Below are 22329 nucleotides of genomic sequence, written 5' to 3' on the forward strand. Positions count from 1 at the left end.
TTATAGAGATTATTCTTTAGAATATAAAAATCCCCATCGGCCACGATTCATAGTTTTGGTAAAAACCTCGCCTACCCTATATGGGCGGCGTACCCCTAATGAGATTGTGTCATTTTGCTGTACAAATTTAATGTCATATGTCCTCCTTCCTTTACTTGTAACACCTGTTTTATATTCTATAACAGGAGTTTTAATATGTTCTTTTGTCGGATTTATAACCCACGTATTTGTTGTTATAATTATAGAATATATTACAGCGTTGATTAGAGCTATGCTACAAAGACCGCCGACTAAAATACTCCAAAAGCTTTCATTGATACGTCTTATTTTTGATTTTCCAGACTGATCTCCCTTTAGTTTTTTAAAATAAAGTATTGGAAAAAAAATAGTTATTAATATTGTCGTCGGAATTAGCCAGTAATGCGATATCATAAGTAATGCAGGCTTTGTTTCGAAGTACTTTATCACAAAAAAAGGATAGGCTATAACAAACGTGATTCCTCCAAAGATGAGTATAATTTTTGACATGAATTTTATATAAATGAAGTTACAAAACTAATTATGTTAGATGAATGCTTGTATTGTTATGCTTTAGGTTGATTATGGTGTTACTTGCTAAAAATCAATTACATATTTCTGTTCCCCAATTAGTATGGCCTCTGTCGTTATGACATTTCCAGTTCTTTAGAATTTTTAAAACTGACCAAGAAACTTCTTTATTCTTTTTTGCAGTCATAATTATCTTCTCGCTTAGCAATGAATCGTCTGGGATATTGTTATGAATCAATGTGATTTCATAAATAACATCTTTAGTGATGGTGCTGATTTCATATTGAGGCCTGGCTTCGTTTTTTGGGTAATTGTTATAAAGAATTATCAGTTCCTGAGGAGTCTTTATATCGGTGAGTCCTTTAATTTTTGAATTAAAATTTTCAGGATCTATTTCCTGATAAGATTCACTACATGATAGATTTAAAATTCCTAATAGTGATAAGAGATATATCTTTTTCATTGTCGGATTTAAAGTTTATAGATCCTACTATCTATAGATACCTCCTTATAAAAGGAATCTTTTTGATAACTATGCTTATCAGGAGGCTTAGTAGCAAGCATACAATAGTTGACGTTACGATTCCAATAACAGGATTAATAAAATTCCATGTTAAACCACGTTTTACCATTATAGTAAGCAGTAATGCATGTATCAGATAAATTGTAAAACTATGAGCCGAAACTAAATTGACTGATTTTTTAAGTATAGTGTTTTTAATATCGGTTTTAAATACAAGAACATACACGCCAATACTTTGTAGCATAACATTCAGGCTTTGATAACTATAAAACATTTCGTTTAGTCTGTTTTCCTTAACGGCATAATAATACATGCCTCCTATGGTTATCGCTGTACCTACTAGATACATCGACAAGCCCTGCAGAGTTGTAAAAGTGTTGTGTTTCGATAAATAGTAACCAAGGATATAAAATCCGGTATAGTTAAAAAAGAGGGAAATTTGTAAATTTGGGATATAATAGTTTAATGAATAGCTATAAATTGTATTGAAGATAAACCAAAGGATAATGAAGTATTTTAAATTATCCTTTGTAGCGTTTTTGGTGTAAACCCGTATTATGGGTGTAATGAGATATAAGCCAAATAGCATATATATGTACCATAAATGGTAATAACTACCGTTTACTAAGCTTCTAAGAATGTGAATGGGTAAATCTGCTATATCCAAGTTGAAGATTCTTCGCCAACCATAGGTGTAAATAATGTAAATCAGGCTGTAAAACAGAAATGGGATGAAGATTTTAAAAAGCTTATTTGTAAGCAGGTCTTTTATTTCGTAGTCTTTATTTAATAGAAAAGTTCCGGTTATCATTACAAACACTGGAACACAAAACCTAACAGCACTATCGAAAGCATTAGCTATATTCCAGTCAAAAAAGTCAATAGATCCGAGGCTGACAACTCCCGGTGCAGCAGTGTGCAATAATATTACGCTAATAGTTGCTATTACTCTTAAACTCTCAGCCCATTCTATTTTATTCATAATAATCTATTTTACTGAGGTTAAACATACAATCTTTTTTTTAAGTAAACTAGCCATATTAACACGATTAGCTTCTTTCCCCATCAACAATATTTCCTTAACTTTGAAGCTATTCACTAAAACTATTTTCCGTTTCCCATGTCCAGTATCATTCAATTACTTCCTGACCACGTTGCCAACCAGATAGCTGCCGGAGAGGTGGTGCAAAGGCCGGCTTCCATCGTTAAGGAATTGCTTGAAAATGCCGTCGATGCCGGCGCGACTGAGGTAAAACTGGTGGTTAAGGATGCCGGTAAAACCTTAGTTCAGGTAATAGACAACGGAAAGGGCATGAGCGTTACCGACTCCCGCCTTTGCTTTGAGCGTCATGCTACGTCTAAAATTCGCCATGCTGAAGATTTATTTTCGCTGCATACAAAGGGGTTTAGGGGAGAGGCTTTGGCTTCCATTGCTGCGGTTGCCCATGTGGAGATGAAAACCCGCCAGGAACAGGACGAACTGGGTACGCACATCGTTATCGAAGGAAGTAAATTTGTTTCCCAGGATGTTGCCGTGCTGCCAAAAGGAACGTCGTTTTCAATCAAAAATCTGTTTTTCAATATTCCGGCCCGCCGAAACTTCCTTAAGAGCGATACGGTAGAGTTTCGCCATATCGTTGACGAGTTTGAGCGTGTAGCTTTGGCACACGCTAATATAGGCTTTATGCTGTACCACAATGGCAGCGAGATGTTCAACCTGCCTGGGTCTAATCAGCGCCAACGTATCGTAAATATATTTGGAGGCCGTACTAATGAAAAGCTGGTTCCGGTTTCTGAAAGTACCGAGATCGTAAATATACAGGGATTTGTATGCAAACCTGAATTCGCTAAGAAGAACAGGGGAGAGCAATTCTTTTTTGTAAACGACCGATTTATCAAAAGCGGTTACCTGCACCATGCGGTGATGGCTGCCTATGAAGGCTTACTGAAAGATGGTTCACAACCGGGATATTTCCTTTATCTTGATGTGCCACCTAATACTATAGATGTCAACATACATCCAACAAAGACTGAAATTAAGTTTGATGATGAGCACGCGCTATATGCGATATTGCGTTCTTCTATAAAACACAGTCTGGGTCAGTTTAATGTGGCTCCGGTGCTTGATTTTGACCGTGATGCCAACCTTGATACGCCTTACAATTACGAAAGTAAAGAGGCAGTAATGCCGATGGTTCAGGTAGACAGGAGCTATAACCCTTTTGCCGATGAGAAACCTGCTAAAACCAATTCGGGATCATCATCTTCGTCATCGTTTTCTTCTTCAGGTGGAGGAGGGTGGACACCTTCATTCAAAAAAGAAAAAGCACCTGTTTGGGAAAGCCTTTATACGGGGCTGACAGAAGCTGCCGAAGAAATAACACCTTTAAATGAGATTAGCTTTGAATCGGAGGAAGTTACAGGCTCGCTTTTCAATGATACAGAAGTAGAGCAGGCAGTTCAGAAAACCTATCAGATCCATAAAAAATATATCGTAAGCCCTATTAAGTCGGGTCTTTTGATCATTGACCAGAAGAGGGCGCACCAACGCGTGCTTTACGAACAATTCCTGACTAACATTACTGTACACCATGCGGCAAGCCAGCAATTGCTTTTCCCGTTAATGTTATATTATAATATGTCGGAACTTGCTTTAATTCAGGAAATGCGTGGTGCTTTAGAGAATACTGGCTTTGTTTTTGCAGAGTTTAATAACGACCATATAGTTGTATCTGGGCTTCCGGTAAATGTTGCTGAAAGTGAGGTTTCTATACTTTTGGAGGAGCTTTTAAATGATCTTCAGCAGGAAGTGCCTGACAGCAGTTTTAGCCAGACTGACAGCATTGCCAAGTCGATGGCGCGCAGTCTTGCGATTAAAACGGGTGTAATTATGCCTGAAAAAGAACAGGAAAATATGGTCAATTCGCTTTTTGCCTGCAAAGAGCCTAATGTATCACCTTTTAATAAACCAACTTTCATCACCATTAGTGTGGAAGACCTTGATAAACGATTTGCAATATGATGCGTATTACAGAGACTGTTAAACAGTTGATTATTATTAATATTTTATTTTTTGTAGGAAGTTATTTAGTGGGGCCGCCGACTCAGGATCTTCTTGCGTTGCATTCTTTTCAAAGCGATAAGTTTCAGGTTTGGCAACTTTTTACTCATATGTTTATGCATGGTGGAATTATGCATATACTTTTCAATATGTTTGCATTGTTTTCTTTTGGAGGGCTCTTAGAAAATATGTGGGGAGCGAAGAAATTTATCTTCTTTTATGTTTCATGTGGTGTCGGTGCGGCTTTACTGCATTTAGGAATATCTTATCTTGAAATGCAGAACATGTTACATCAAATATCCTACCTTAACTTGTCTCCAGATTTAATACATAAAATTATTAATATTCCAGTACTTGAAAATGGTCGTGTTTTTGTTGATGCTTTTAATAATGAGGTGCCTGGTTTATTGGGAGGTGTTAAAGATGTTGGACAACCGGAACTTCATATATTGTTTGATGCAGCATTGAATAACCAATTGCCCATGGTAGGTGCTTCTGGTGCAATTTATGGTATACTTGTAGCGTTTGCCTTTATAGTGCCTAATGCAGAACTGATGCTTTTGTTTTTACCAATCCCCATTAAAGCTAAATATTTTGTTCCGGGGCTACTTGCCATCGACTTATTTTTAGGACTTAAAGGACAGGCGATATTTGGCGGAGGTGATGGTATTGCTCATTTTGCCCATCTGGGCGGGGCTTTGATTGGTTTTATCATGATGTGGTACTGGAACAAAAATCAATTTAATAATAATCGCTGGAATTAATATATGGGTATCATAGATGACCTAAAGATGGAATACCGCATTGGTGGTATTGTACAGAAGCTTATTTATTGGAATGTTGGGCTTTTTGCTATTCCAATGGTAGTTTTCAGTATTCTTGCACTTTTTGGAGTGCAGGTGCCTTTCCTACGTTGGGATATGCCATTTACTATCGATTGGCTTAGTCTTTCGTCAGATCCTGTAAATCTGTTATGGAAGCCGTGGTCGCTTATAACCTATGCATTTTTACATGCAGGATTTATGCATATTCTTTTCAATATGCTAATGCTGGTTTTTGCAGGAAGGTTATTCCTTACTTTCTTTACTCAAAAGCAATTGTTTGGTGTTTACCTGCTTTCAGCAATCTTTGCAGGGCTTGTGTACATACTAAGTTATAATACACTACCTATGCTTGCCGGTAGCGGAGTTTCTAAAATGGTTGGTGCTTCGGCAGCTATTATGGCGATTCTTATTTCTACGGCGGTTTATTCCCCACAATATGAAGTGCGGTTATTGCTAATAGGAACGGTTAAGTTATGGCATATAGCGGTTGTTTTTGTATTGCTGGATCTTATTTATGCTTCGGTAGAGAACTCAGGCGGTCACCTGGCACATCTTGCCGGTTCGCTCTTTGGGGTTTTGTATGTAAAGATGCTGCAGAACGGTACCGATCTTACTAAAGGTGTATCGGCTGCGCTTGATTTTTTTACCAACTTATTTAAACCGGGTAAAAAAACGCCATTTAGAGAAGTGCATCGCAATCCTACGCCTACTCAGCGTGTAACAGCAAAACCTCAAAAAGATATTACACAAAAGCAAATTGACGATATACTTGATAAGATAAGTAAGTCGGGATACGATAGTTTAACCAAAGAAGAAAAAGAATTTTTATTTAAAGTTGGTAAATAATAAGTAGATTTGAGTTAAGCGTATACTATGAAAAAGCTATCGGGATTCAATAAGATGATGTTTGTGTTTAATATGGTTTTGACCGTATTGACCTTCATTGCCTATATACTTCCTTTTCTGGCACCAAAGCTTTTTCCTATACTTTCTGTATTTACATTGGTCATGCCGCTAATGCTTGTACTGAATTTTTTGTTTTTTATGTACTGGTTGCTACAGACCAAGCGCCAAATGCTTCTTTCCGGACTGGTTCTTCTTTTAGGGATTACATTCGTTAGTAAATGTTACCGTTTTTCTTCTAAGAACCTGCCGGAGGACAAGGCAGATTTTAAATTACTAAGTTATAACGTAAGGATGTTCAATCTGTATGAATGGCTTCCCGATACCGATATTCCACAAAAAATAAAAGATTTTGTAAAGGAACAGGATGCTGATATTGTTTGCCTTCAGGAGTATACAAAGCGTGGTAATGTAAAGTTTCCCGGTTATAAGCACAAATTCATTTTTGGCCGCTCAGGCATGATGGGACAGGCCATACTTTCTAAATATCCTATTATCGACAGCGGTCATATTGAGTTTCCTCACTCAGGTAATAATGTAATATTTGCCGATATAAAAAAGGGAATAGATACCCTAAGGGTTTACAGTATGCATATGCAGTCGGTAAAAATAAGTCCGGATATACACGAAACCATTGATGAAGAAAAGTCGAAGATTATTTTTGGACGATTAAGTGATGCATTTAAAAAGCAGCAATTGCAGGCAGAACTTTTTGATGCACATAAAAAAGACTGTACTTATCCGATGATCATTTGTGGAGATCTTAATAACAGTGCTTTTTCTTATGTTTACCGAAGTGTAAAAGGGAAAATGAAAGATGCCTTTGAAGAAGCCGGAAAAGGCTTTGGTAAGTCTTATAATTACAAATATTATCCTGCAAGGATAGACTATGTTTTTACTGACAGGCAAATTGACGTTAAGCAGTATACCACTTTTGATACTTTTGCCTATTCAGATCATTTTCCGGTAATGACTCGTCTTGCTTTTAAGGAAGAGGAAGAGTAATTAGAGTTCCTGATTCTTTAGATACTCCATAGCATAGCGACCTTCGTTAAACAACAAATCAAGAATGCTCAGATTGTTGATGAAGTCATGTTTTTCTTCAAACACTTGCGTGTAAGGTTCAAAATTTGCGGTGTCTTTTTTGCCATTAGCCAAATGGCGTAAGTCATTTACTCCCTCAACTTCATGGAAATATTCTGTTGTCTTTTCGTATGAAAAATCCATACCCAAACATGAGGTAACAATTTCCATAGCCTCAAAATTCAAATCCATCATAAACTCGTGCTTTTTCTCGAATATAGGCCTTATATCGTCTTCAAAATACTCGAAGAAGGGAGAAGTCCTATAAGCGGCTTCAAGCGATTTAAAATGCTGTTTTTGCCAATCGAATGCGTGTTCAAGACGGGTGTCCTTAAACTTTTGGTGTGCCGTTTTGGAATGCTTTACAGGGATGTTCAAAAGCTGAATACCATTAGGACTGTATATGTACATCCTGTTACGGTTTGTTTGCTTCTGAAAGTTATCCTCAACTTCAAAAGTTATAGCATCAGCTTTCGCCATTGCTACAAAATGACTAATTGAAGGGAAATATGTAGGGTGGATTAATATGTTCATTTGGTTATTCGGTTATTTGATTAAAATAAGAAGATTTGAAAGTGACCTGTGTGATCATTTTCAAATCTTCAAATTGAATAATTTTCAAATTTAATTACGCTTCCTTCTCTTTCCTTTTTTTCCAAAAGTAGCTTCCAACAAACCATACTGCCAGAGCAATCAGGAAATATTTAAGGTAGGATACCGGTTCGCCATCACCACCTACAGTAGTAAAGAATCTTTCCCAACGCGGTTTCATTTTACCATCTAAGCTCATCCAGATAAACACCGGTTTTCCAACAATATGGTCTTCAGGTACAAATCCCCAGTAGCGGCTGTCTTCTGAATTATGACGGTTATCTCCCATCATCCAGTAGTAATTCTGCTTAAAAGTATAAGAAGTTGCCACCTGACCATTGATACGTATATCATCACCATTTACAGTAAGCTCATTATTCTCATATTCTTTAATAATCATTTTGTACAGAGGAAGTGTTTCCTTGTTCAGTTCAACCGTTTTACCTTTTTGAGGGATTGTAATAGGTCCTATATTGTCTACAGTCCATGTTGGCTGATTATGAGGGAATAAAGCTGTTCCTTCGTCACCTGCTTTTGCAACACGTCTTGTCACTGCCTTTACGCCCGGATAGCTTTTAAGTCTTTCCGCACTGTCTTTGGTAAGCGAAATGAATACATAAGTACTGTCATTAACTAAGCCATGACCGTCAGTAATATCCAATTCTTTCTGAAGGTACATTTCGTTGATCTGAGTACCTCTGTCTACATATACAAAATAAGAGTATTGTGGTTTAGCCCTATCTGAAAGTATAAGTTCTTTACCATCAATAAATACGATGCCATCTTTTAGCTCAAATTTATCTCCGGGTGTTGCCACACAACGTTTTACGTAGTTAGATTTTTTGTCAATTGGCTTACGTATACCAATACTGTTTTTATCCCTGAAGAATCTCACAGTATCTATAGGCCAGTTGAATACCACAATATCATTCTTTTCAACTTTTTCAAAGCCGGGAAACCTGAAATACGGTAACTGAGGTTTATTGAAGTACGATTTTGTATGGATCAATGGTATAGAGTCATGTACCATTGGTGCCGCAATAGTAGTCATAGGTGTACGGGCACCATAATTGAATTTGCTTACAAAAAGGAAGTCACCTACTAATAGCGTTTTTTCCAAAGAAGAAGTAGGAATGGTAAATGGCTGCATAACATAAGTATGTACAATAGTTGCAACAACTACAGCAAACAGTAACGAACTTAACGTACTGTCCTTTTTCTCTTCTTCAGGAGTATATTGTGCTGTGCCGCTATAGTTTAACGCATAAATATATAGTCCAAGCGTAACAATACCAATGATAGCATCTGTTGATGTTTTTTTACCAAATGCTTTTAGGGTAAGTACCCATACAACAGGAAACATGATCAGGTTTACAATAGGTATGAACAACAGGATGGTCCACCAGCGTGGCCTTCCGATGATTTGCATTAAAATCATCGCGTTATATACAGGTACTGCGGCTTCCCAGGGTTTTCTGCCTGCTTTTTCATATAATTTCCATGTGCCTGCAAAATGTATTACCTGTACAGCAAGGAAAAAAATAAACCATTGTAATAGTGTCATCGTCTGTAAGTTTTTATATATATGTATACTTTCTTGGCAAAATGTTACTACAAACCTAAAACATCTTTCATCGTATAGATGCCTTTTTTACCGTAAAGCCATTCTGCGGCCACAACGGCACCAAAGGCAAACCCTTCGCGGCTGTGTGCAGTATGTTTAATTTCTATTGAATCTACTTCGGAGTCATAAAAAACGCTGTGTGTTCCAGGAATTCCTTCTTCGCGAATAGCATCAATATGAATTTCATCTTCTTTAGCGTTTTCAAGTGCCCAGCTCGAGTAGTCTGAGTTGGCAATAATGTCATTAGCAAGCGAAATAGCAGTGCCGCTTGGAGCATCAAGCTTTTGAAGGTGATGTATTTCGTTCATTGAAACCTTATATTGCTTAAGGTTACTCATCATCTTGGCAAGATGGGTATTCAGTTCAAAAAAGATATTTACACCAAGGCTAAAGTTAGATCCGTAAATAAAAGCACCTTGTTTCTGTTCACAAAGTTCAACCATGTTGTGATAGTGCTCCAGCCAGCCTGTTGTTCCTGAAACTACAGGTACATTGTTGTTAAGACATGCAGAAATATTTTCTACAGCAGCATCAGGAATACTAAAATCGATGGCTACATCGGCATTTTCAAGACCGTCAAAAGTATCCTCGGCATTTTTTCTCAATACAATTTCGTGTCCTCTTTCTAAAGCGATTCTTTCAATCACTTTCCCCATTCTTCCGTAGCCTAATAATGCGATTTTCATGTTTTAAAATTGGTAACTGAGCTTAAAGCCCATATTATATTTGTAATCTATGTCGTTTTGCTGCATTTCAGGACGCAGCGAGAGGTTTTCATTTACATTAAACTGCATTAGGTGTGCGTTTACGTTAGCCTCAACTATTTGCAGCACATAAAACCCGGCAGTAAGTAGCGCCGAAAGGTCCCTGTTCTTCTGGTGGAATTTCTGACCGCGGACAAGCCTATCCGGATCGGTAATTACAGATAGTTCTCCCTTGGGTGTTTTGCCTTGCAGCAAATCTTTGTAAGCATCACGGTATTCGTGATATTTTTTATTATTCCATGCATAAAAGTATATGCTGGTACCCATAGCTCCCCATACAATAGGTGCTTTCCAGTACCTTTTGTTGTATATCTGTCCGCCTCCGGGAAATACAGCCGAATAGAAAGCGGCTTTAGCCGGAGCCAGTGGGTTAGGAGCCGGATAACTTTTTGGAAGTTTTGTTGAATCTTTCTCTATTATAAGTACTTTTTCATCCTGTGCCAGCGCATTAAAGGAGGAAAGCAATAAAAGAGAAATAAATATTAATGACAGCTTCTTCACTAACCGTTTATAAGTTTAATGATTCTGTTGAAGTCTTCTTCTGAATGGAAAGGTATAGTAATCTTACCTTTACCTTTAGCATCTACTTTTACATCTACTTTAGCGCCAAAAAATCCGGTAAAAGCTTTTTTCTGGTCATCCTGTACAGTGAATGAACTGCTTTTTACTGCTTTCGCAGTAGATGGCAACAGGCTCTCATGGTAATTTTTCACCAAAGCTTCAGTCTCTCTTACCGATAGGTTTCCGCTAACAATCTTTTGGTAAATATCAGCCTGAGCATCGTGATCTTCGATATTGATGATGGCACGGCCGTGACCCATGGTGATAAATCCGTCACGGATTCCCGTCTGGATTATTGGGTCAAGCTTTAATAGTCGCAGGTAGTTAGCGATTGTAGAACGTTTTTTACCTACACGGTCACTCATTTGTTCCTGAGTAAGCTGTATCTCGTCTATTAGCCTCTGGTATGAAAGGGCTATTTCTATAGGGTCAAGGTCATGACGCTGAATATTCTCAACAAGAGCCATTACCAGCGATTCGTTATCGTCTGCAAGACGAACATAAGCAGGTACAGTAGCCAGTCCTGCAAGTTTCGAAGCGCGAAGACGTCGCTCTCCCGAAATTAACTGGTATTTGTTGTAATCCAGTTTTCTTACGGTTATAGGTTGTATTACACCAAGTTCTTTTATCGAAGTGCTAAGTTCCTTAAGCGTTTCTTCGTTAAAGTTAGTTCTGGGCTGGAAAGGATTTATTTCAATAGCATCAAGTTCAAGCTCAATGATATTACCTACAACTTTATCAGCACCTGCATCCTCAACCGATTTGATATCGTTGTCCGGATCTTTTAATAATGCTGATAAACCCCTGCCCAGTGCTTGTTTTTTAATTGCTTTTGTCATAAACCTACTCTTGTACTACTGTGTTTTTCTTTATAATTTCTTCTGCAAGGTTAATGTAATTTACAGCACCTTTGCTCGTTGCGTCATAATTGATAATGCTTTCACCAAAACTTGGTGCCTCACTAAGTTTTACATTACGTTGTATCACGGTATCGAAAACCATATCATGGAAGTGCTTTTGTACTTCCTCCACCACCTGGTTAGACAGGCGAAGGCGGGAATCATACATAGTCAACAGCAATCCTTCGATGTCAAGTTGAGGGTTGTGTATTTTTTGTACGCTTTTTATCGTGTTCAATAACTTTCCAAGACCTTCAAGGGCGAAATATTCGCACTGGATAGGGATAACAACAGAATCTGCTGCTGTCAGGGCATTAAGGGTAAGCAAACCTAATGAAGGAGCACAGTCGATAAGGATATAATCATATTTATCCTTAACACTTTCTAATGCCTGTTTAAGCATATATTCCCTGTTTTCTTTGTCTACTAATTCAATTTCGATAGCTACAAGGTCAATATGCGCAGGAATTACCCATACATTTGGCGAGTTGCATTCCAGCGTCGCTTCTTCCGGAGTATTGCTATGTTCCAGTATCTGGTAGGTGCCTTTTTCTACGGTTTCTACATCAATACCCAGTCCCGAACTGGCATTAGCCTGAGGGTCAGCATCTATAAGTAATACTTTTTTTTCAAGTACACCCAGCGCAGCGGCCAGATTTACAGAAGTAGTTGTTTTTCCTACGCCCCCTTTTTGGTTGGCAATGGCAATAATCTTACCCATTTGTGATTGTAAATTTTGAACCGTAAAAATACAATTATTTATGGTTTATGAAAACGGAATTTGTTAACATTAGACAAATATAAAAGCCCCGCTTTTTTACGCGGGGCTTTTGGTATAAGACTGGCGAATCTATGACTTATTTGATGATTAGTTTTTTAGACTCAGAATAATTTCCTGATTCAACTTTTACGATATACATACCAGCTGAAAGACCAGAAAGGTTTAGGTTTTGAGTTCCCTGATTTAATATAGAAGAGAATACGTTAGCACCTGTAAGAGTAAACACATTAACTGTACCGTTTGCCTCAAGATTATTGTTGATAGTTACGTTTCCGTCTACTGATGGGTTAGGGAAAATGCCGAATGTAGTTTTGTTAAGGTCGTTAATACCTGCTACTGCTTCAGACCATTTTACATTGTCAATTAGTGCAGCTGTGTGAGCTATGCTTCCAATAATTTTGAATCCAATATATTTTTGGCCCTCAGTAGCTGTTATAGCTATATTAGTATGGTTAGTTAATTCATCAGCTATGATGATTGGATCTCCGGAAGCAACGAATGTTGTAGCGTCAGTATTATCGCTAAAGGTTCCTAACTGGATAGTAACTTCACCAGGTGCTGGACCTGCGCCCATAACTACTCTGTCTGAATCAAAAGATAAGCTGTAGCTTCCGCCAAGTGATGTAAGTTCCGGGCTTATTAGAAATGAATCTGTATTTGGAGCTCCTGAAGCATAAAAAGTTACAAAGTTTTCGTTTTCTGCTCCGTCTATGTAGAGCATTGCTCCATTAGTTATTGTTGACCAACAATTTTCGTTAACATCTGTAAATGAGTTGAAGTCTTCGTTAAGCGTTGCAACAGCAGCACATGGGGTTGCCGTTACCTCAGACCATTTTACGTTATCGATAGCAACTGCATTGTGCGTACCTGTACCGATAATTTTGAAAGCAATGAATTTTTGAGTTTCTGATGCAGGGATTGCAATATTGGCATGTGTTTCAGAAGTTTCAGTTACAACGAATGGTTCGCCAACAGCAACAAAGTTTTCAAAATCACCCGCAGTAGCTAGAGTACCGACCTGTACAGTCATGTCTCCTGCTGGGAAACCGTTTTGACCTGCCAGTTTGAAAGTATCGAACGAAAGTTCATGATTACCGTCAATTGTAGAAAGTTCAGGAGTCACAAGGTAGCCTGCTGCACCTGCTGCTGTCATGTTATAATAGGCAGCATATTGATTTGTTTGGTCCTGACTTGCAGTAGTGTAAACAAGAGGTGATGATGTAGATGACCAGCAATATTCGCTGATAGCATTAAAAGATGGTGTAAAGTTGCTGAAATCCTCATCAAGAGTTGTAACAGCAGGGCATGGGTTTGGAATTTCGTTGTAAACTACGTTATCCAAAGCCGCTGCATTGAAAGCATCTGCTGATAAGAACTTAAATGCTATGTATTTTTTTGTTTCTGATGCTGGGATTACAATGTTAGCATGTGTTGTAAGTTCTGCTGCGATAGTGTAAGCAGAACCAATCGCTTCAAAATCTGTAGCGTCAGTTGGGCTTGATACTAATCCTACTTCAACAGTAACAACACCTGTTGGCGTTTGTCCTCCTTGTCCTGCAGGTTTGAAGGTGTCGAAAGAAAGCTGGTGAGTTCCATCAACTGTAATTAATTCAGGGGCAATGATGTAACCCGCTACGTTAGCTCCTGTCATGTGCGTGTAATAAACAGCATATTGGTTTGAAGGTGTTCCTGCTTCGGCTGTATAAATCCATGGGCCTTGTGCTGCTGCACCTATAGAACTCCAACATTGTTGTGGGAATGCCTGAGCTGAATTACTAGTAATTGTAAAATCAACAAAGTCTTCATTTAGTGTTGCTACTGCTTCACATTGTGCATAAGAAGCGATACCGGCGAAAAGAGCAGCTACCAGGAGTAGATTTTTTTTCATTTGATATTTTATTTAGATTTATTAAAAATAATTTACGTCGCAAATATATAAATTTATTTAAACTAAGTCTAAATAAATGATTTGATTTTTTATAAGTATGTTATTGTTAAAAACCCGGGATATTGTTTGAATAGAGGATGAAAAAAGAGGTGTTTAAATATGAAGTTCATAGAATTGCATAAAAAAAGCTCCTGATCTTAAATCAGGAGCTTTTTAAAATTCAGAAATATCTGTTTATTTATTTTTTTTCGCTTTAATCATGGCCTCAAGCATATCCCACATTTCTTCGGGGATGGCCTCAAGTAAATTGAATTGCCCTGCGCCTTTAAGCCATTCTCCGCCATCAATAGTTATCACTTCACCGTTTACATAGGCAGAGAAATCTGAAACAAGGTAAGCTGCAATGTTAGCCAATTCCTGATGATCGCCTACACGTTTTAACGGTACTTTTTTAGCCAGGTCAAATTTATCTTTCAGGTCACCGGGCAATAACCTGTCCCAGGCACCTTTAGTAGGAAAGGGGCCCGGTGCAATCGCATTTGATCGGATGCCGTATTTGGCCCATTCTACAGCCAGGCTTCGTGTCATTGCCAGTACTCCGGCTTTGGCGGTAGCACTTGGCACTACATAGGCAGACCCTGTCCATGCATAAGTAGTTACTATATTAAGGATGGTCGATTTTTCCTGTTTAGTATCTATCCAGTGTTTCCCGAATGCAAGGGTACAGTTTTTTGAGCCTTTAAGCACGATGTCTATAACGGTATCAAAAGCATTGGCAGATAAACGTTCTGTAGGTGAAATAAAGTTACCCGCTGCATTGTTAAGCAAAACGTCAACCCTGCCATATTCTTTTAATACGGCCTGAAGCATATTTTCTACTTCTTCATAATGACGTACGTCGCACTGTACGGCCAGACATTTACCTCCTGTTTCTGCTTCCAGTTCCTGTGCGGTTGTTTTAAGTTTTTCAAGATCGCGGGAAGTAATGGCAACCTTAGCACCGAGTTCCATAAAGTATTTGGTCATCGATTTACCAAGGCCGCTGCCTCCACCGGTAACCACAATTATTTTGTCCTGCAATGCATTATCGCGAAGCATCTTATCTGTATAAGCCATAGTTTGTATTGTAAGTGTTTGTTTGAGAAATTAAATATATAAAAAAGTATGCATACATAAATATATTTGGTGTAAAGTATTATTCCTGACATAATGATTCAGTGTTTGGTATTGTATGCAAAGTCTCGAGTGCATCAATTAATAGTTTCTTTGCTTCACTAAAATCAGAGTCTGTAAAAAGGGGAGTGCCAAGGCCTAATATATTACCTTCTGATACAATGTTTAAAAAGAGCTGTGAAACTACTTCACTGTTTTTACCTTCCGGTAAATCAAAACTCCAAAACACTGCCTTTTTGCCTAATGCGGGCAGGAGTATAATTTCACTGGTAATAAGAAGAGAACGGGTTGCAAAAATGTTTCGGAGATGTTCCTGTTCAGTTGCTATGTATCTTAATAATAGGGGTTCGTCATCATTTTTCTTGTCTAAATAGTTCGATTTGTCAAGTAAGATATACTGAAGAGCCGTTTCGTTAATATTAATAATATCGGGGTTTTCGCTTAAGTCTACATCGCCTTTTAGTGCTATAGCATACAATAAATCATTGTCAGGTATTATCCAATATGCCATATTGTTGTTACATTTTACAAGTGATTGTGCCGGTAAGTTTGTGATGAATAATGCCATTACAATCCTTAAAATAAGTTTAAATGGTTTCATAATCACTGCTTTTAGACTCTAAATGAGTATTTATTTATAAATTTAGCTATTATTTCTAAAATATTAAATGCGCTGGCTGTTAATGTGTTGTAAAAAAAAAGATATGCACCCCGGAAAATATTCTTTTTTAGACTGTTTAAGTTTTAAAATAAGTGTTTTATCTTTCAGCCGGCTAAACTACTAAATGAAACGTAATGAAAATTTTACTTGCTGATGACCACAGTGTAATAAGACAAGGTGTCTCTTTAATGTTAAGAGACGCTTTTGATAGTCTTGAAATTGAACAAGCGGACAGTTTTTATGAAACACTGAACCTTGTTAAGGATATTGAGTTCGACTTACTTCTTTTGGATATAAATTTACCAGGAGGCGATACAGATACTATGATCGCTGATGTAAGGGGGCTTCAGAGTGATTTAAAAGTACTTATGTTTTCGGCTTATGATGAAGACCAGTACGGTCTTCGTTATTATCAGGCAGGTGCTCAGGGTTATGTTAATAAACTAAGCTCCGAAGAAACAATTCTTCAGGCTGTGAATGCAGTACTGGATGGAGGCCTGTTTTTTGGGAATTCATTAGGTGCTCCATCTGTAAAATCTATAAATCCTTTAGAGACACTTTCGGCCAGAGAGCTTGAAATTGCCGGTATGCTTGTAAAAGGTGAAGGTAACCTTGAAATCTCTAATAAGTTAGGGATAGGTATGTCTACAGTGAGTACTTATAAAAGCAGGATATTTGAAAAACTAGGAGTGACCAATGTTTTAACAATGGCAGAAAAATACTGGCATTATAAAAACTAATTTGGTCGAATAAAGCTTATCGTTATAGTTGTCCCTTTTTCGGAGGAAGTTATATACAGGCTTCCTCCAATGATAACTAAAAGTTCAATGATCATATGCAATCCCATTCCGGTTGGTTTTCCGGATGGCTTATTTCCCTGTGCAAGATTGTTGTAAAAATTCACCATTTCAGCACTCATCCCTTTACCGGTGTCCGTCACAGTAATAGATAATTCATTATCCTTTTGTGATGAGGTTATAGTGATACTTCCGTCAAAAGTATGCTTTAGAGCATTGTCCAGGAGATTGTGTAAAACTATCGACAGTAAGTGTCTGTTAATTGTAATGAACAGGCTGCTGTCGGTATAATTGTATAGTTTTGTTTTTGCAGCTGTGGCTATGTTTTTAAAGAATGTTATTTTTTCCTCTGCAAGGTTTCGGATAGAGTAGGGTTCCGATTCGGTATTATTCAAATCAGTTTCCTTTGCATACTCCAGGAAATTGTCAACAAAATGATATAATTGTGTCGATGAGGTATGTATAGCTTTTACATCCTCTTTTTCCACTGATCCTGTCTTTTCCAGATTATTATACAGGTATTTCCCGGTAAGAGCTATAAACTTTAGGGGACTCTTTATATCATGTGTTATAGTCTTTATAAGATTTTTGTGGTTTTTTACCTGTACACTAAGGTCTTCTTTTGTTTTTCTCAACGTCAAAACAGTAGATTGTAACTGTTCAGTTCGTAGTACCACCTGTTTTTCAAGCTGTATGTTCTTATGTTTGATGTAACGAATCCTAAGTTTCACAGATAAGTATATTACAAGTAGCCCCAAAGCAACAAGTACAACGGTAAACCAGCCTGTTTGCCAAAAAGCTGGTGTTATGCTGAATTGTATGTCTTTGTAAATGTACTTTGATCCAAATCCGGATAATTTGCGAATTTTTAAGGTATATTCCCCCGGAGGTAAAGTAGAGAAAGATACATTGGTTTCGGTCATAGGTGTCCAGTTCTGAACAACAGGACCTTCAAGCCTGGTTTCAATATTTTTATTATAAGCATTCCCGAAGAATGGACTGCTGATGAAAAATTTGATTTTCCCAAAATGCCTGTCAAATACAAATTTGGAATTATTATAAGCGTAAGTAGTTGAATCAACCTCTATTTCATCAAGATAAATACCACTGTCGGGCAATCTCTTGTGAACACTCAAAGGATTAAAGTACACAATCCCATCCATAGAAGGGAAAAATATAGTTTTTTGGTTCACGTTTACGCCACAAGGTGTACAGCCACCATTGAATTCGTTATTAAGGAACCCAAGGCTTTTATCGTATAAATTATAGTAAACGGTTTTTGTCTTGTTGTCAGCATAGTCAAAAAGGTCCTGTTTTTGTGCGGCAAAAAGCCCTTTATTGGTTGTTAGCCACATTACACCTTCTTTGTCTTCAATAATGCAGTGTGTTGTAAGCAGGTAACCATACCTGTCTTTTGGCATATGCGTAAATTTGCCCTTTCGGTAAAGGAAGAAACCATTATTATAAGTGCCTAGCCATATTTCACCAGGACTGGAGGCATAAATGCTTCTAACATGGGTGGTGCTGCTTATTTCTTTTACTCTTTCGGTTTTTTTTGTATTAAGGTTAAATTTGTAGAGTCCCTCCCATGATCCGCACCATAGTGTTTTTCCGTCTACCTCTACAATTTCAGTTGGTGGGAAATCAATTTTTGAAATAAGTTGAGGTGCAGGTGAATCTTCATTAGGATTTATGGTATACAATGCGCCTTTATCTGCCTGGCTATATGCTCCTATGTAAATGTTTCCATTTGCTCCTTTGGCAATGCATCTTGCAGAACGGTTTAGGTCCCAGGTGTTAAATTTTTTAAAGTTACTTTTTTTAGTAAATCGGTATACTGAATTTAGTTTTTTTGTCCAGATATTACCGTTTTTATCAGTAAGAACTGCAAACTTATCGCTATATTTTTCAATATCTATTGCTGACTTTTCGCCTTTATCGCTAAAAATTTCTCCTGTAGATGTTAGTATTTTATTGTCTCCAAGTTGCGTTAAGGCATAGTAAATATTGCTATTGCCATTACTTTCTTCATTTGGAGCAATGTTATGCCGGAAATCGTTACGTTTTACAACGAGAAGCCCTTTGTTGCTACTGCCAAGATATAAGACCTCATTTTTTTCATCGTAATAAGCAGAAACAATGTTGTTGGCTTTATAGTTAAAGCCCTCAAAAATCAATTCTTTTACAAGATGATCATTTGTTTTTCTAAGGTAAAACAATTTATCATCAGAGAACAGGAAGGCTTGTTGGGCAATATTATTAGAGAAGATTTCAATTTTTTTAGTGAAGTCGTACCCAAACTTTTGAAAGCTTTTGTTTATTTCAGAAAATAAAGAATATTCATTTTTTTCATTAACGATATACAGGTCACCCGAGCTTACAAAAAATTTATCAGATTGATTAAAGATATGCTTTTTTTGCTGAGTCAGCTTGTAATTTGAGTTGTAAATGCTAACGCTATCCTGTGTGAAAATATAGGTTCTGTCCTTCACAGAAATAGCAAGAGGTTTTTGTCTTTGCTTATAATAATCCTGAAAGTAAGCATCTCTGCTTAATAGTGTATACAGTTTTTTGCGATACTTTATGGTATCCATGTTTTTCACGGCTCTTTCATGAATCAAAAGTGTTTCCGATCTTTCGTTGAGTATGATTATGCTGTCTTTTGCAACACTGCCGGTAAATAGCAACATCCTGTTGGAAGAAAGTCCCTTAGTATTCTCAGAATTATAGATGTTAAAGTTTTGACCATCATACCTTACAATTCCGTTTTCAGTAGAGAGCCAGATATATCCATACTTGTCAGCGGTAATTGATTTTACACTATTTTGAGGTAAATGTTTGCTGTCTGCAGAAAACCATTGGTAATTGTAGTTTTGCTGCGATGTCATTTGCTGGCTAAATAGCAGCAAAAGGAGTAGTTTTAAGATATAATTACAAAAAAGCTTCATTGGTCAAGGCTTGTGCGTCAAATATACTAAAGACTGTTCGAAATTGTATGAAAAGTTCATAAAAGTATTAATTGGGATTAAAGTTTGAAATTACTGTATCAGAGTTTTTTTGATTTTTTTAAACTGAATTGATAGTTTTAAGCTAAACTGACATGTAATTTGTAAGTGAATTAGGCCTTAATTTGTTGTTCGTTAATTCCGGTTAAGAGCTTTTTTAATCCGAAATTTATGAGAATAATTCGATTTTAAGTGATTTTTGCAGGTTTAGGTTTGTCAATACTCCGTTTACCGATATATAGTATGTGTTTACCGTGTTTTTTTGCTGTTTCCTCTTGTATATCATACATTTGTGTCAGTTTAGTATGGTAGGCAAATAAGGGTTTGTCTATATTTTATCTATGCTAAACCAGCTCATATTGAGTCAAAAACCCGATTGAGTTTAACGTTTAATTAAGTTTTTTTCGCATCTTTGCACCATAATTAATAATTAAAATGAACAGTAAGCTGCCCCCAAAGTATACTATTCTATTTTTATTACTCTTTATTTCAATCTCGAATAAAGGAGGAATGGCTCTATTTAAGAGCATTGAGCTTTACCCTGCCAACACGGCTGCGACGGGTGAGGCTTTTTTTGTTCCTGCTTCTACTTCAATTGTCGCCGGTGGTTCTTCATCGGTTTTAGAGTCTTATCAATGGTATGCTGATATAGTTCGCTATATCTAGTACTGAGGGATTTTTTACACAAGGGCAGTTTTTTGTTATTAGGTTCTGAGGGATGCAAATTGTTGCAACCCCCGGGCTTTAAATGATAAAAATAAATTTAGCATACCCCCAAATATTAAATTCTATTTACAATGAAAAGACTATTACCTGTATTATTGATACTCTTGGGTGTTTACACAGCCAACGCCCAGGTAGGTATAGGTACTACAACACCTAATCCTTCTGCCCAGTTACAAATTGTTTCTGGCGATAAAGGTGTTTTAATACCTCAGGTTCAGTTAACCAGTACCACCGATACTACGACTATTACCAATGGTAACGTGCAGAGTTTATTGGTGTATAACATTACCTCTAATAGCCAAATCAAACCTGGTTATTATTATTGGTACGTTAATAAGTGGTACAGGCTTTTGTCTGACGGAGATGCAGGTCAGGGTGATTCTGCACAGCCTATTATCGATAATGGTAATGGTACATATACCTATACTAATCCTGATGGGTCAGTTACTACAATTGATGTTCCGGGTAATCAAACCCTGACTTTTCTTGTTTATAACCCAACGGCTAAAACTTTGACTTATACAGCAGAGAACGGATTTAATACAGTTATAGATCTTGATGCGGTTGTTAAAGCTTCCGAAACTGTTACTACTTTAGTTGATAATGGCAACGGAACTGTAACTTTTACTAATGAGGCTGGTGTAGCTACTACGATTAATCTGGCAGGAGGTACACAAGGTGTTGGTATTGCAAGCACAGTTGATAATGGAGATGGTACATTTACAATCAATTATACTGATGGTACTTCGTTTACAACTTCAAATCTAACTGGTCCTCAGGGTCCTCAAGGACAGGCTGGTCCTGCAGCTGCCCCGGGAGTTGGTATTGCAAGTACGGTTGACAATGGAGACGGTACATTCACTATAAATTATACTAACGGTACATCATTTACAACAACAAGTTTATTAGGTCCTCAGGGACCTGTTGGTGCTACTGGTGCACAAGGTGTTGCCGGAGCAACAGGAGCCGATGGAAAAGGTATTACAAGTACAACAGATAATGGAAACGGTACATTTACTATTAACTATACTGACGGTACTTCATTCACTACTTCAAACCTAACCGGAGCAACAGGAGCTCAGGGAGCCACAGGAGCAGACGGAAAAGGTATTGTAAGTACAACAGATAACGGAAATGGTACATTCACGATCAACTTTACAGACGGTACTTCGTTTACCACTTCAAACCTGACAGGTCCTCAGGGAGCAACAGGAACACAAGGTATCCAGGGTCCACAAGGAGCAACCGGAAACGATGGTGTTGCTGGTCCTCAGGGAGCAACGGGAGCTGATGGAAAAGGTATTGCAACTACAGTTGATAATGGTAACGGTACATTCACGATCAACTATACAGACGGTACTTCTTTCACTACTTCAAACCTGACAGGTCCACAAGGCGCAACCGGAACACAAGGTATCCAGGGTCCACAAGGAGCTACAGGAAACGATGGTGTTGCCGGTCCTCAAGGAGCAACGGGAGCTGATGGAAAGGGTATTGCTAGTACAACAGATAACGGAAACGGTACATTTACGATCAATTATACAGACGGTACTTCTTTCACTACTTCAAATCTAACAGGTCCACAAGGCGCAACAGGAACACAAGGTATCCAGGGTCCACAAGGAGCTACAGGAAACGATGGTGTTGCTGGTCCTCAGGGAGCAACAGGAGCTGACGGGAAAGGTATTGCAAGCACAGTTGATAATGGTAACGGTACATTTACGATCAATTATACAGACGGTACTTCTTTCACTACTTCAAACCTGACAGGTCCACAAGGCGCAACCGGAACACAAGGTATCCAGGGTCCACAAGGAGCTACAGGAAACGATGGTGTTGCCGGTCCTCAAGGAGCAACGGGAGCTGATGGAAAGGGTATTGCTAGTACAACAGATAACGGAAACGGTACATTTACT

At 37.8% G+C, this 22329-nt stretch carries 19 protein-coding genes and 1 pseudogene; 7 read left to right on the top strand and 13 right to left on the bottom strand.

All coding sequences use genetic code 11. From position 1 onward, the window contains the following. Positions 1–9: 9 nt before the first annotated feature. The 3 genes from DEU42_RS01895 to DEU42_RS01905 all read right to left on the bottom strand — a co-directional run bounded on the left by DEU42_RS01895 (position 10) and on the right by DEU42_RS01905 (position 2054). Positions 10–528 carry a hypothetical protein gene (locus tag DEU42_RS01895; RefSeq protein WP_114756579.1) on the bottom strand — a complete coding sequence of 173 codons (519 nt, stop codon included), beginning with the start codon at positions 526–528 and terminating at the stop codon, positions 10–12. A gap of 94 nt (positions 529–622) precedes the next feature. Further along, positions 623–1012, bottom strand: coding sequence for a hypothetical protein (locus DEU42_RS01900; RefSeq protein ID WP_114756580.1), 390 nt, complete (start codon positions 1010–1012; stop codon positions 623–625). 31 nt (positions 1013–1043) lie between these two features. Beyond that, the gene (locus DEU42_RS01905; RefSeq protein WP_114756581.1) at positions 1044–2054 is read right to left on the bottom strand and encodes an acyltransferase; all 1011 of its coding nucleotides are present in this window, start codon (positions 2052–2054) and stop codon (positions 1044–1046) included. Positions 2055–2192: 138 nt separating this feature from the next. Between DEU42_RS01905 and mutL the strand changes: the two genes are divergently transcribed. The 4 genes from mutL to DEU42_RS01925 are packed head-to-tail and all read left to right on the top strand — an operon-like array spanning position 2193 to position 6865. Continuing rightward, on the top strand, positions 2193–4094 hold the full coding sequence (mutL, locus tag DEU42_RS01910; protein ID WP_114756582.1) for a DNA mismatch repair endonuclease MutL: 1902 nt from the start codon (positions 2193–2195) through the stop codon (positions 4092–4094). Continuing rightward, positions 4091–4897 (top strand): rhomboid family intramembrane serine protease, encoded by an 807-nt coding sequence (locus tag DEU42_RS01915; RefSeq protein ID WP_114756583.1) that lies wholly within the window; start codon positions 4091–4093, stop codon positions 4895–4897. The genes mutL and DEU42_RS01915 overlap by 4 nt, the downstream gene beginning before the upstream one ends. A gap of 3 nt (positions 4898–4900) precedes the next feature. Next, positions 4901–5803, top strand: coding sequence for a rhomboid family protein (locus DEU42_RS01920; protein ID WP_199509028.1), 903 nt, complete (start codon positions 4901–4903; stop codon positions 5801–5803). Between the two features lie 27 nt (positions 5804–5830). Continuing rightward, entirely contained in the window at positions 5831–6865 is a 1035-nt protein-coding gene (locus tag DEU42_RS01925; protein WP_114756584.1) for an endonuclease/exonuclease/phosphatase family protein, read from the top strand. Here the strand turns inward: DEU42_RS01925 and DEU42_RS01930 are convergent, their stop codons facing one another. From DEU42_RS01930 to DEU42_RS01970, 9 genes are all read right to left on the bottom strand, one after another. Beyond that, a complete protein-coding gene (locus DEU42_RS01930; RefSeq protein WP_114756585.1) occupies positions 6866–7477 on the bottom strand; it encodes a WbqC family protein in 612 nt (203 codons plus the stop codon). 94 nt (positions 7478–7571) lie between these two features. After that, the gene (gene lepB, locus DEU42_RS01935; protein WP_114756586.1) at positions 7572–9098 is read right to left on the bottom strand and encodes a signal peptidase I; all 1527 of its coding nucleotides are present in this window, start codon (positions 9096–9098) and stop codon (positions 7572–7574) included. A 47-nt stretch (positions 9099–9145) separates the two neighbouring features. Beyond that, positions 9146–9844, bottom strand: coding sequence for a 4-hydroxy-tetrahydrodipicolinate reductase (dapB, locus tag DEU42_RS01940; protein ID WP_114756587.1), 699 nt, complete (start codon positions 9842–9844; stop codon positions 9146–9148). A gap of 3 nt (positions 9845–9847) precedes the next feature. Continuing rightward, the gene (locus DEU42_RS01945) at positions 9848–10423 is read right to left on the bottom strand and encodes a DUF5683 domain-containing protein (RefSeq protein WP_233506597.1); all 576 of its coding nucleotides are present in this window, start codon (positions 10421–10423) and stop codon (positions 9848–9850) included. Then, entirely contained in the window at positions 10423–11322 is a 900-nt protein-coding gene (locus tag DEU42_RS01950; RefSeq protein ID WP_114756588.1) for a ParB/RepB/Spo0J family partition protein, read from the bottom strand. The genes DEU42_RS01945 and DEU42_RS01950 overlap by 1 nt, the downstream gene beginning before the upstream one ends. A 4-nt stretch (positions 11323–11326) precedes the next feature. Continuing rightward, the gene (locus tag DEU42_RS01955) at positions 11327–12103 is read right to left on the bottom strand and encodes a ParA family protein (protein ID WP_114756589.1); all 777 of its coding nucleotides are present in this window, start codon (positions 12101–12103) and stop codon (positions 11327–11329) included. Between the two features lie 136 nt (positions 12104–12239). After that, positions 12240–14051, bottom strand: a complete 1812-nt coding sequence (locus DEU42_RS01960; protein ID WP_114756590.1) for a T9SS type A sorting domain-containing protein — start codon at positions 14049–14051, stop codon at positions 12240–12242. 234 nt (positions 14052–14285) lie between these two features. After that, positions 14286–15167 carry an SDR family oxidoreductase gene (locus tag DEU42_RS01965; protein ID WP_199509029.1) on the bottom strand — a complete coding sequence of 294 codons (882 nt, stop codon included), beginning with the start codon at positions 15165–15167 and terminating at the stop codon, positions 14286–14288. A 79-nt stretch (positions 15168–15246) separates the two neighbouring features. Then, a complete protein-coding gene (locus DEU42_RS01970) occupies positions 15247–15825 on the bottom strand; it encodes a hypothetical protein (RefSeq protein WP_114756591.1) in 579 nt (192 codons plus the stop codon). 194 nt (positions 15826–16019) lie between these two features. Between DEU42_RS01970 and DEU42_RS01975 the strand changes: the two genes are divergently transcribed. Beyond that, on the top strand, positions 16020–16625 hold the full coding sequence (locus DEU42_RS01975) for a response regulator transcription factor (protein ID WP_114756592.1): 606 nt from the start codon (positions 16020–16022) through the stop codon (positions 16623–16625). Here DEU42_RS01975 and DEU42_RS01980 read toward each other — a convergent pair. Then, positions 16622–19630 carry a sensor histidine kinase gene (locus DEU42_RS01980; protein WP_114756593.1) on the bottom strand — a complete coding sequence of 1003 codons (3009 nt, stop codon included), beginning with the start codon at positions 19628–19630 and terminating at the stop codon, positions 16622–16624. The genes DEU42_RS01975 and DEU42_RS01980 overlap by 4 nt on opposite strands. Positions 19631–20197: 567 nt before the next feature. Between DEU42_RS01980 and DEU42_RS17400 the strand changes: the two genes are divergently transcribed. Together DEU42_RS17400 and DEU42_RS17405 are read left to right on the top strand one after the other, a co-directional pair. After that, positions 20198–20353 carry a hypothetical protein gene (locus DEU42_RS17400; RefSeq protein ID WP_158537842.1) on the top strand — a complete coding sequence of 52 codons (156 nt, stop codon included), beginning with the start codon at positions 20198–20200 and terminating at the stop codon, positions 20351–20353. Between the two features lie 131 nt (positions 20354–20484). Continuing rightward, a pseudogene (locus DEU42_RS17405) lies at positions 20485–22329 on the top strand (hypothetical protein); the annotation flags it as partial.

Origin of the sequence: Flavobacterium sp. AG291 (assembly GCF_003350375.1) — a bacterium.
Lineage (GTDB): Bacteria > Bacteroidota > Bacteroidia > Flavobacteriales > Flavobacteriaceae > Flavobacterium > Flavobacterium suzhouense.

Bases quoted from the DNA above. Each gene is read 5' to 3' on its own strand.
- DEU42_RS01970 (WP_114756591.1), bottom strand. From the start codon at position 15,825: ATGAAACCATTTAAACTTATTTTAAGGATTGTAATGGCATTATTCATC.
- DEU42_RS17400 (WP_158537842.1), top strand. From the start codon at position 20,198: ATGGCTCTATTTAAGAGCATTGAGCTTTACCCTGCCAACACGGCTGCG.
- mutL (WP_114756582.1), top strand. From the start codon at position 2,193: ATGTCCAGTATCATTCAATTACTTCCTGACCACGTTGCCAACCAGATA.
- dapB (WP_114756587.1), bottom strand. From the start codon at position 9,844: ATGAAAATCGCATTATTAGGCTACGGAAGAATGGGGAAAGTGATTGAA.
- DEU42_RS01900 (WP_114756580.1), bottom strand. From the start codon at position 1,012: ATGAAAAAGATATATCTCTTATCACTATTAGGAATTTTAAATCTATCA.
- lepB (WP_114756586.1), bottom strand. From the start codon at position 9,098: ATGACACTATTACAATGGTTTATTTTTTTCCTTGCTGTACAGGTAATA.
- DEU42_RS01905 (WP_114756581.1), bottom strand. From the start codon at position 2,054: ATGAATAAAATAGAATGGGCTGAGAGTTTAAGAGTAATAGCAACTATT.
- DEU42_RS01930 (WP_114756585.1), bottom strand. From the start codon at position 7,477: ATGAACATATTAATCCACCCTACATATTTCCCTTCAATTAGTCATTTT.
- DEU42_RS01965 (WP_199509029.1), bottom strand. From the start codon at position 15,167: ATGGCTTATACAGATAAGATGCTTCGCGATAATGCATTGCAGGACAAA.
- DEU42_RS01975 (WP_114756592.1), top strand. From the start codon at position 16,020: ATGAAAATTTTACTTGCTGATGACCACAGTGTAATAAGACAAGGTGTC.
- DEU42_RS01955 (WP_114756589.1), bottom strand. From the start codon at position 12,103: ATGGGTAAGATTATTGCCATTGCCAACCAAAAAGGGGGCGTAGGAAAA.
- DEU42_RS01925 (WP_114756584.1), top strand. From the start codon at position 5,831: ATGAAAAAGCTATCGGGATTCAATAAGATGATGTTTGTGTTTAATATG.
- DEU42_RS01920 (WP_199509028.1), top strand. From the start codon at position 4,901: ATGGGTATCATAGATGACCTAAAGATGGAATACCGCATTGGTGGTATT.
- DEU42_RS01960 (WP_114756590.1), bottom strand. From the start codon at position 14,051: ATGAAAAAAAATCTACTCCTGGTAGCTGCTCTTTTCGCCGGTATCGCT.
- DEU42_RS01895 (WP_114756579.1), bottom strand. From the start codon at position 528: ATGTCAAAAATTATACTCATCTTTGGAGGAATCACGTTTGTTATAGCC.
- DEU42_RS01950 (WP_114756588.1), bottom strand. From the start codon at position 11,322: ATGACAAAAGCAATTAAAAAACAAGCACTGGGCAGGGGTTTATCAGCA.
- DEU42_RS01980 (WP_114756593.1), bottom strand. From the start codon at position 19,630: ATGAAGCTTTTTTGTAATTATATCTTAAAACTACTCCTTTTGCTGCTA.
- DEU42_RS01915 (WP_114756583.1), top strand. From the start codon at position 4,091: ATGATGCGTATTACAGAGACTGTTAAACAGTTGATTATTATTAATATT.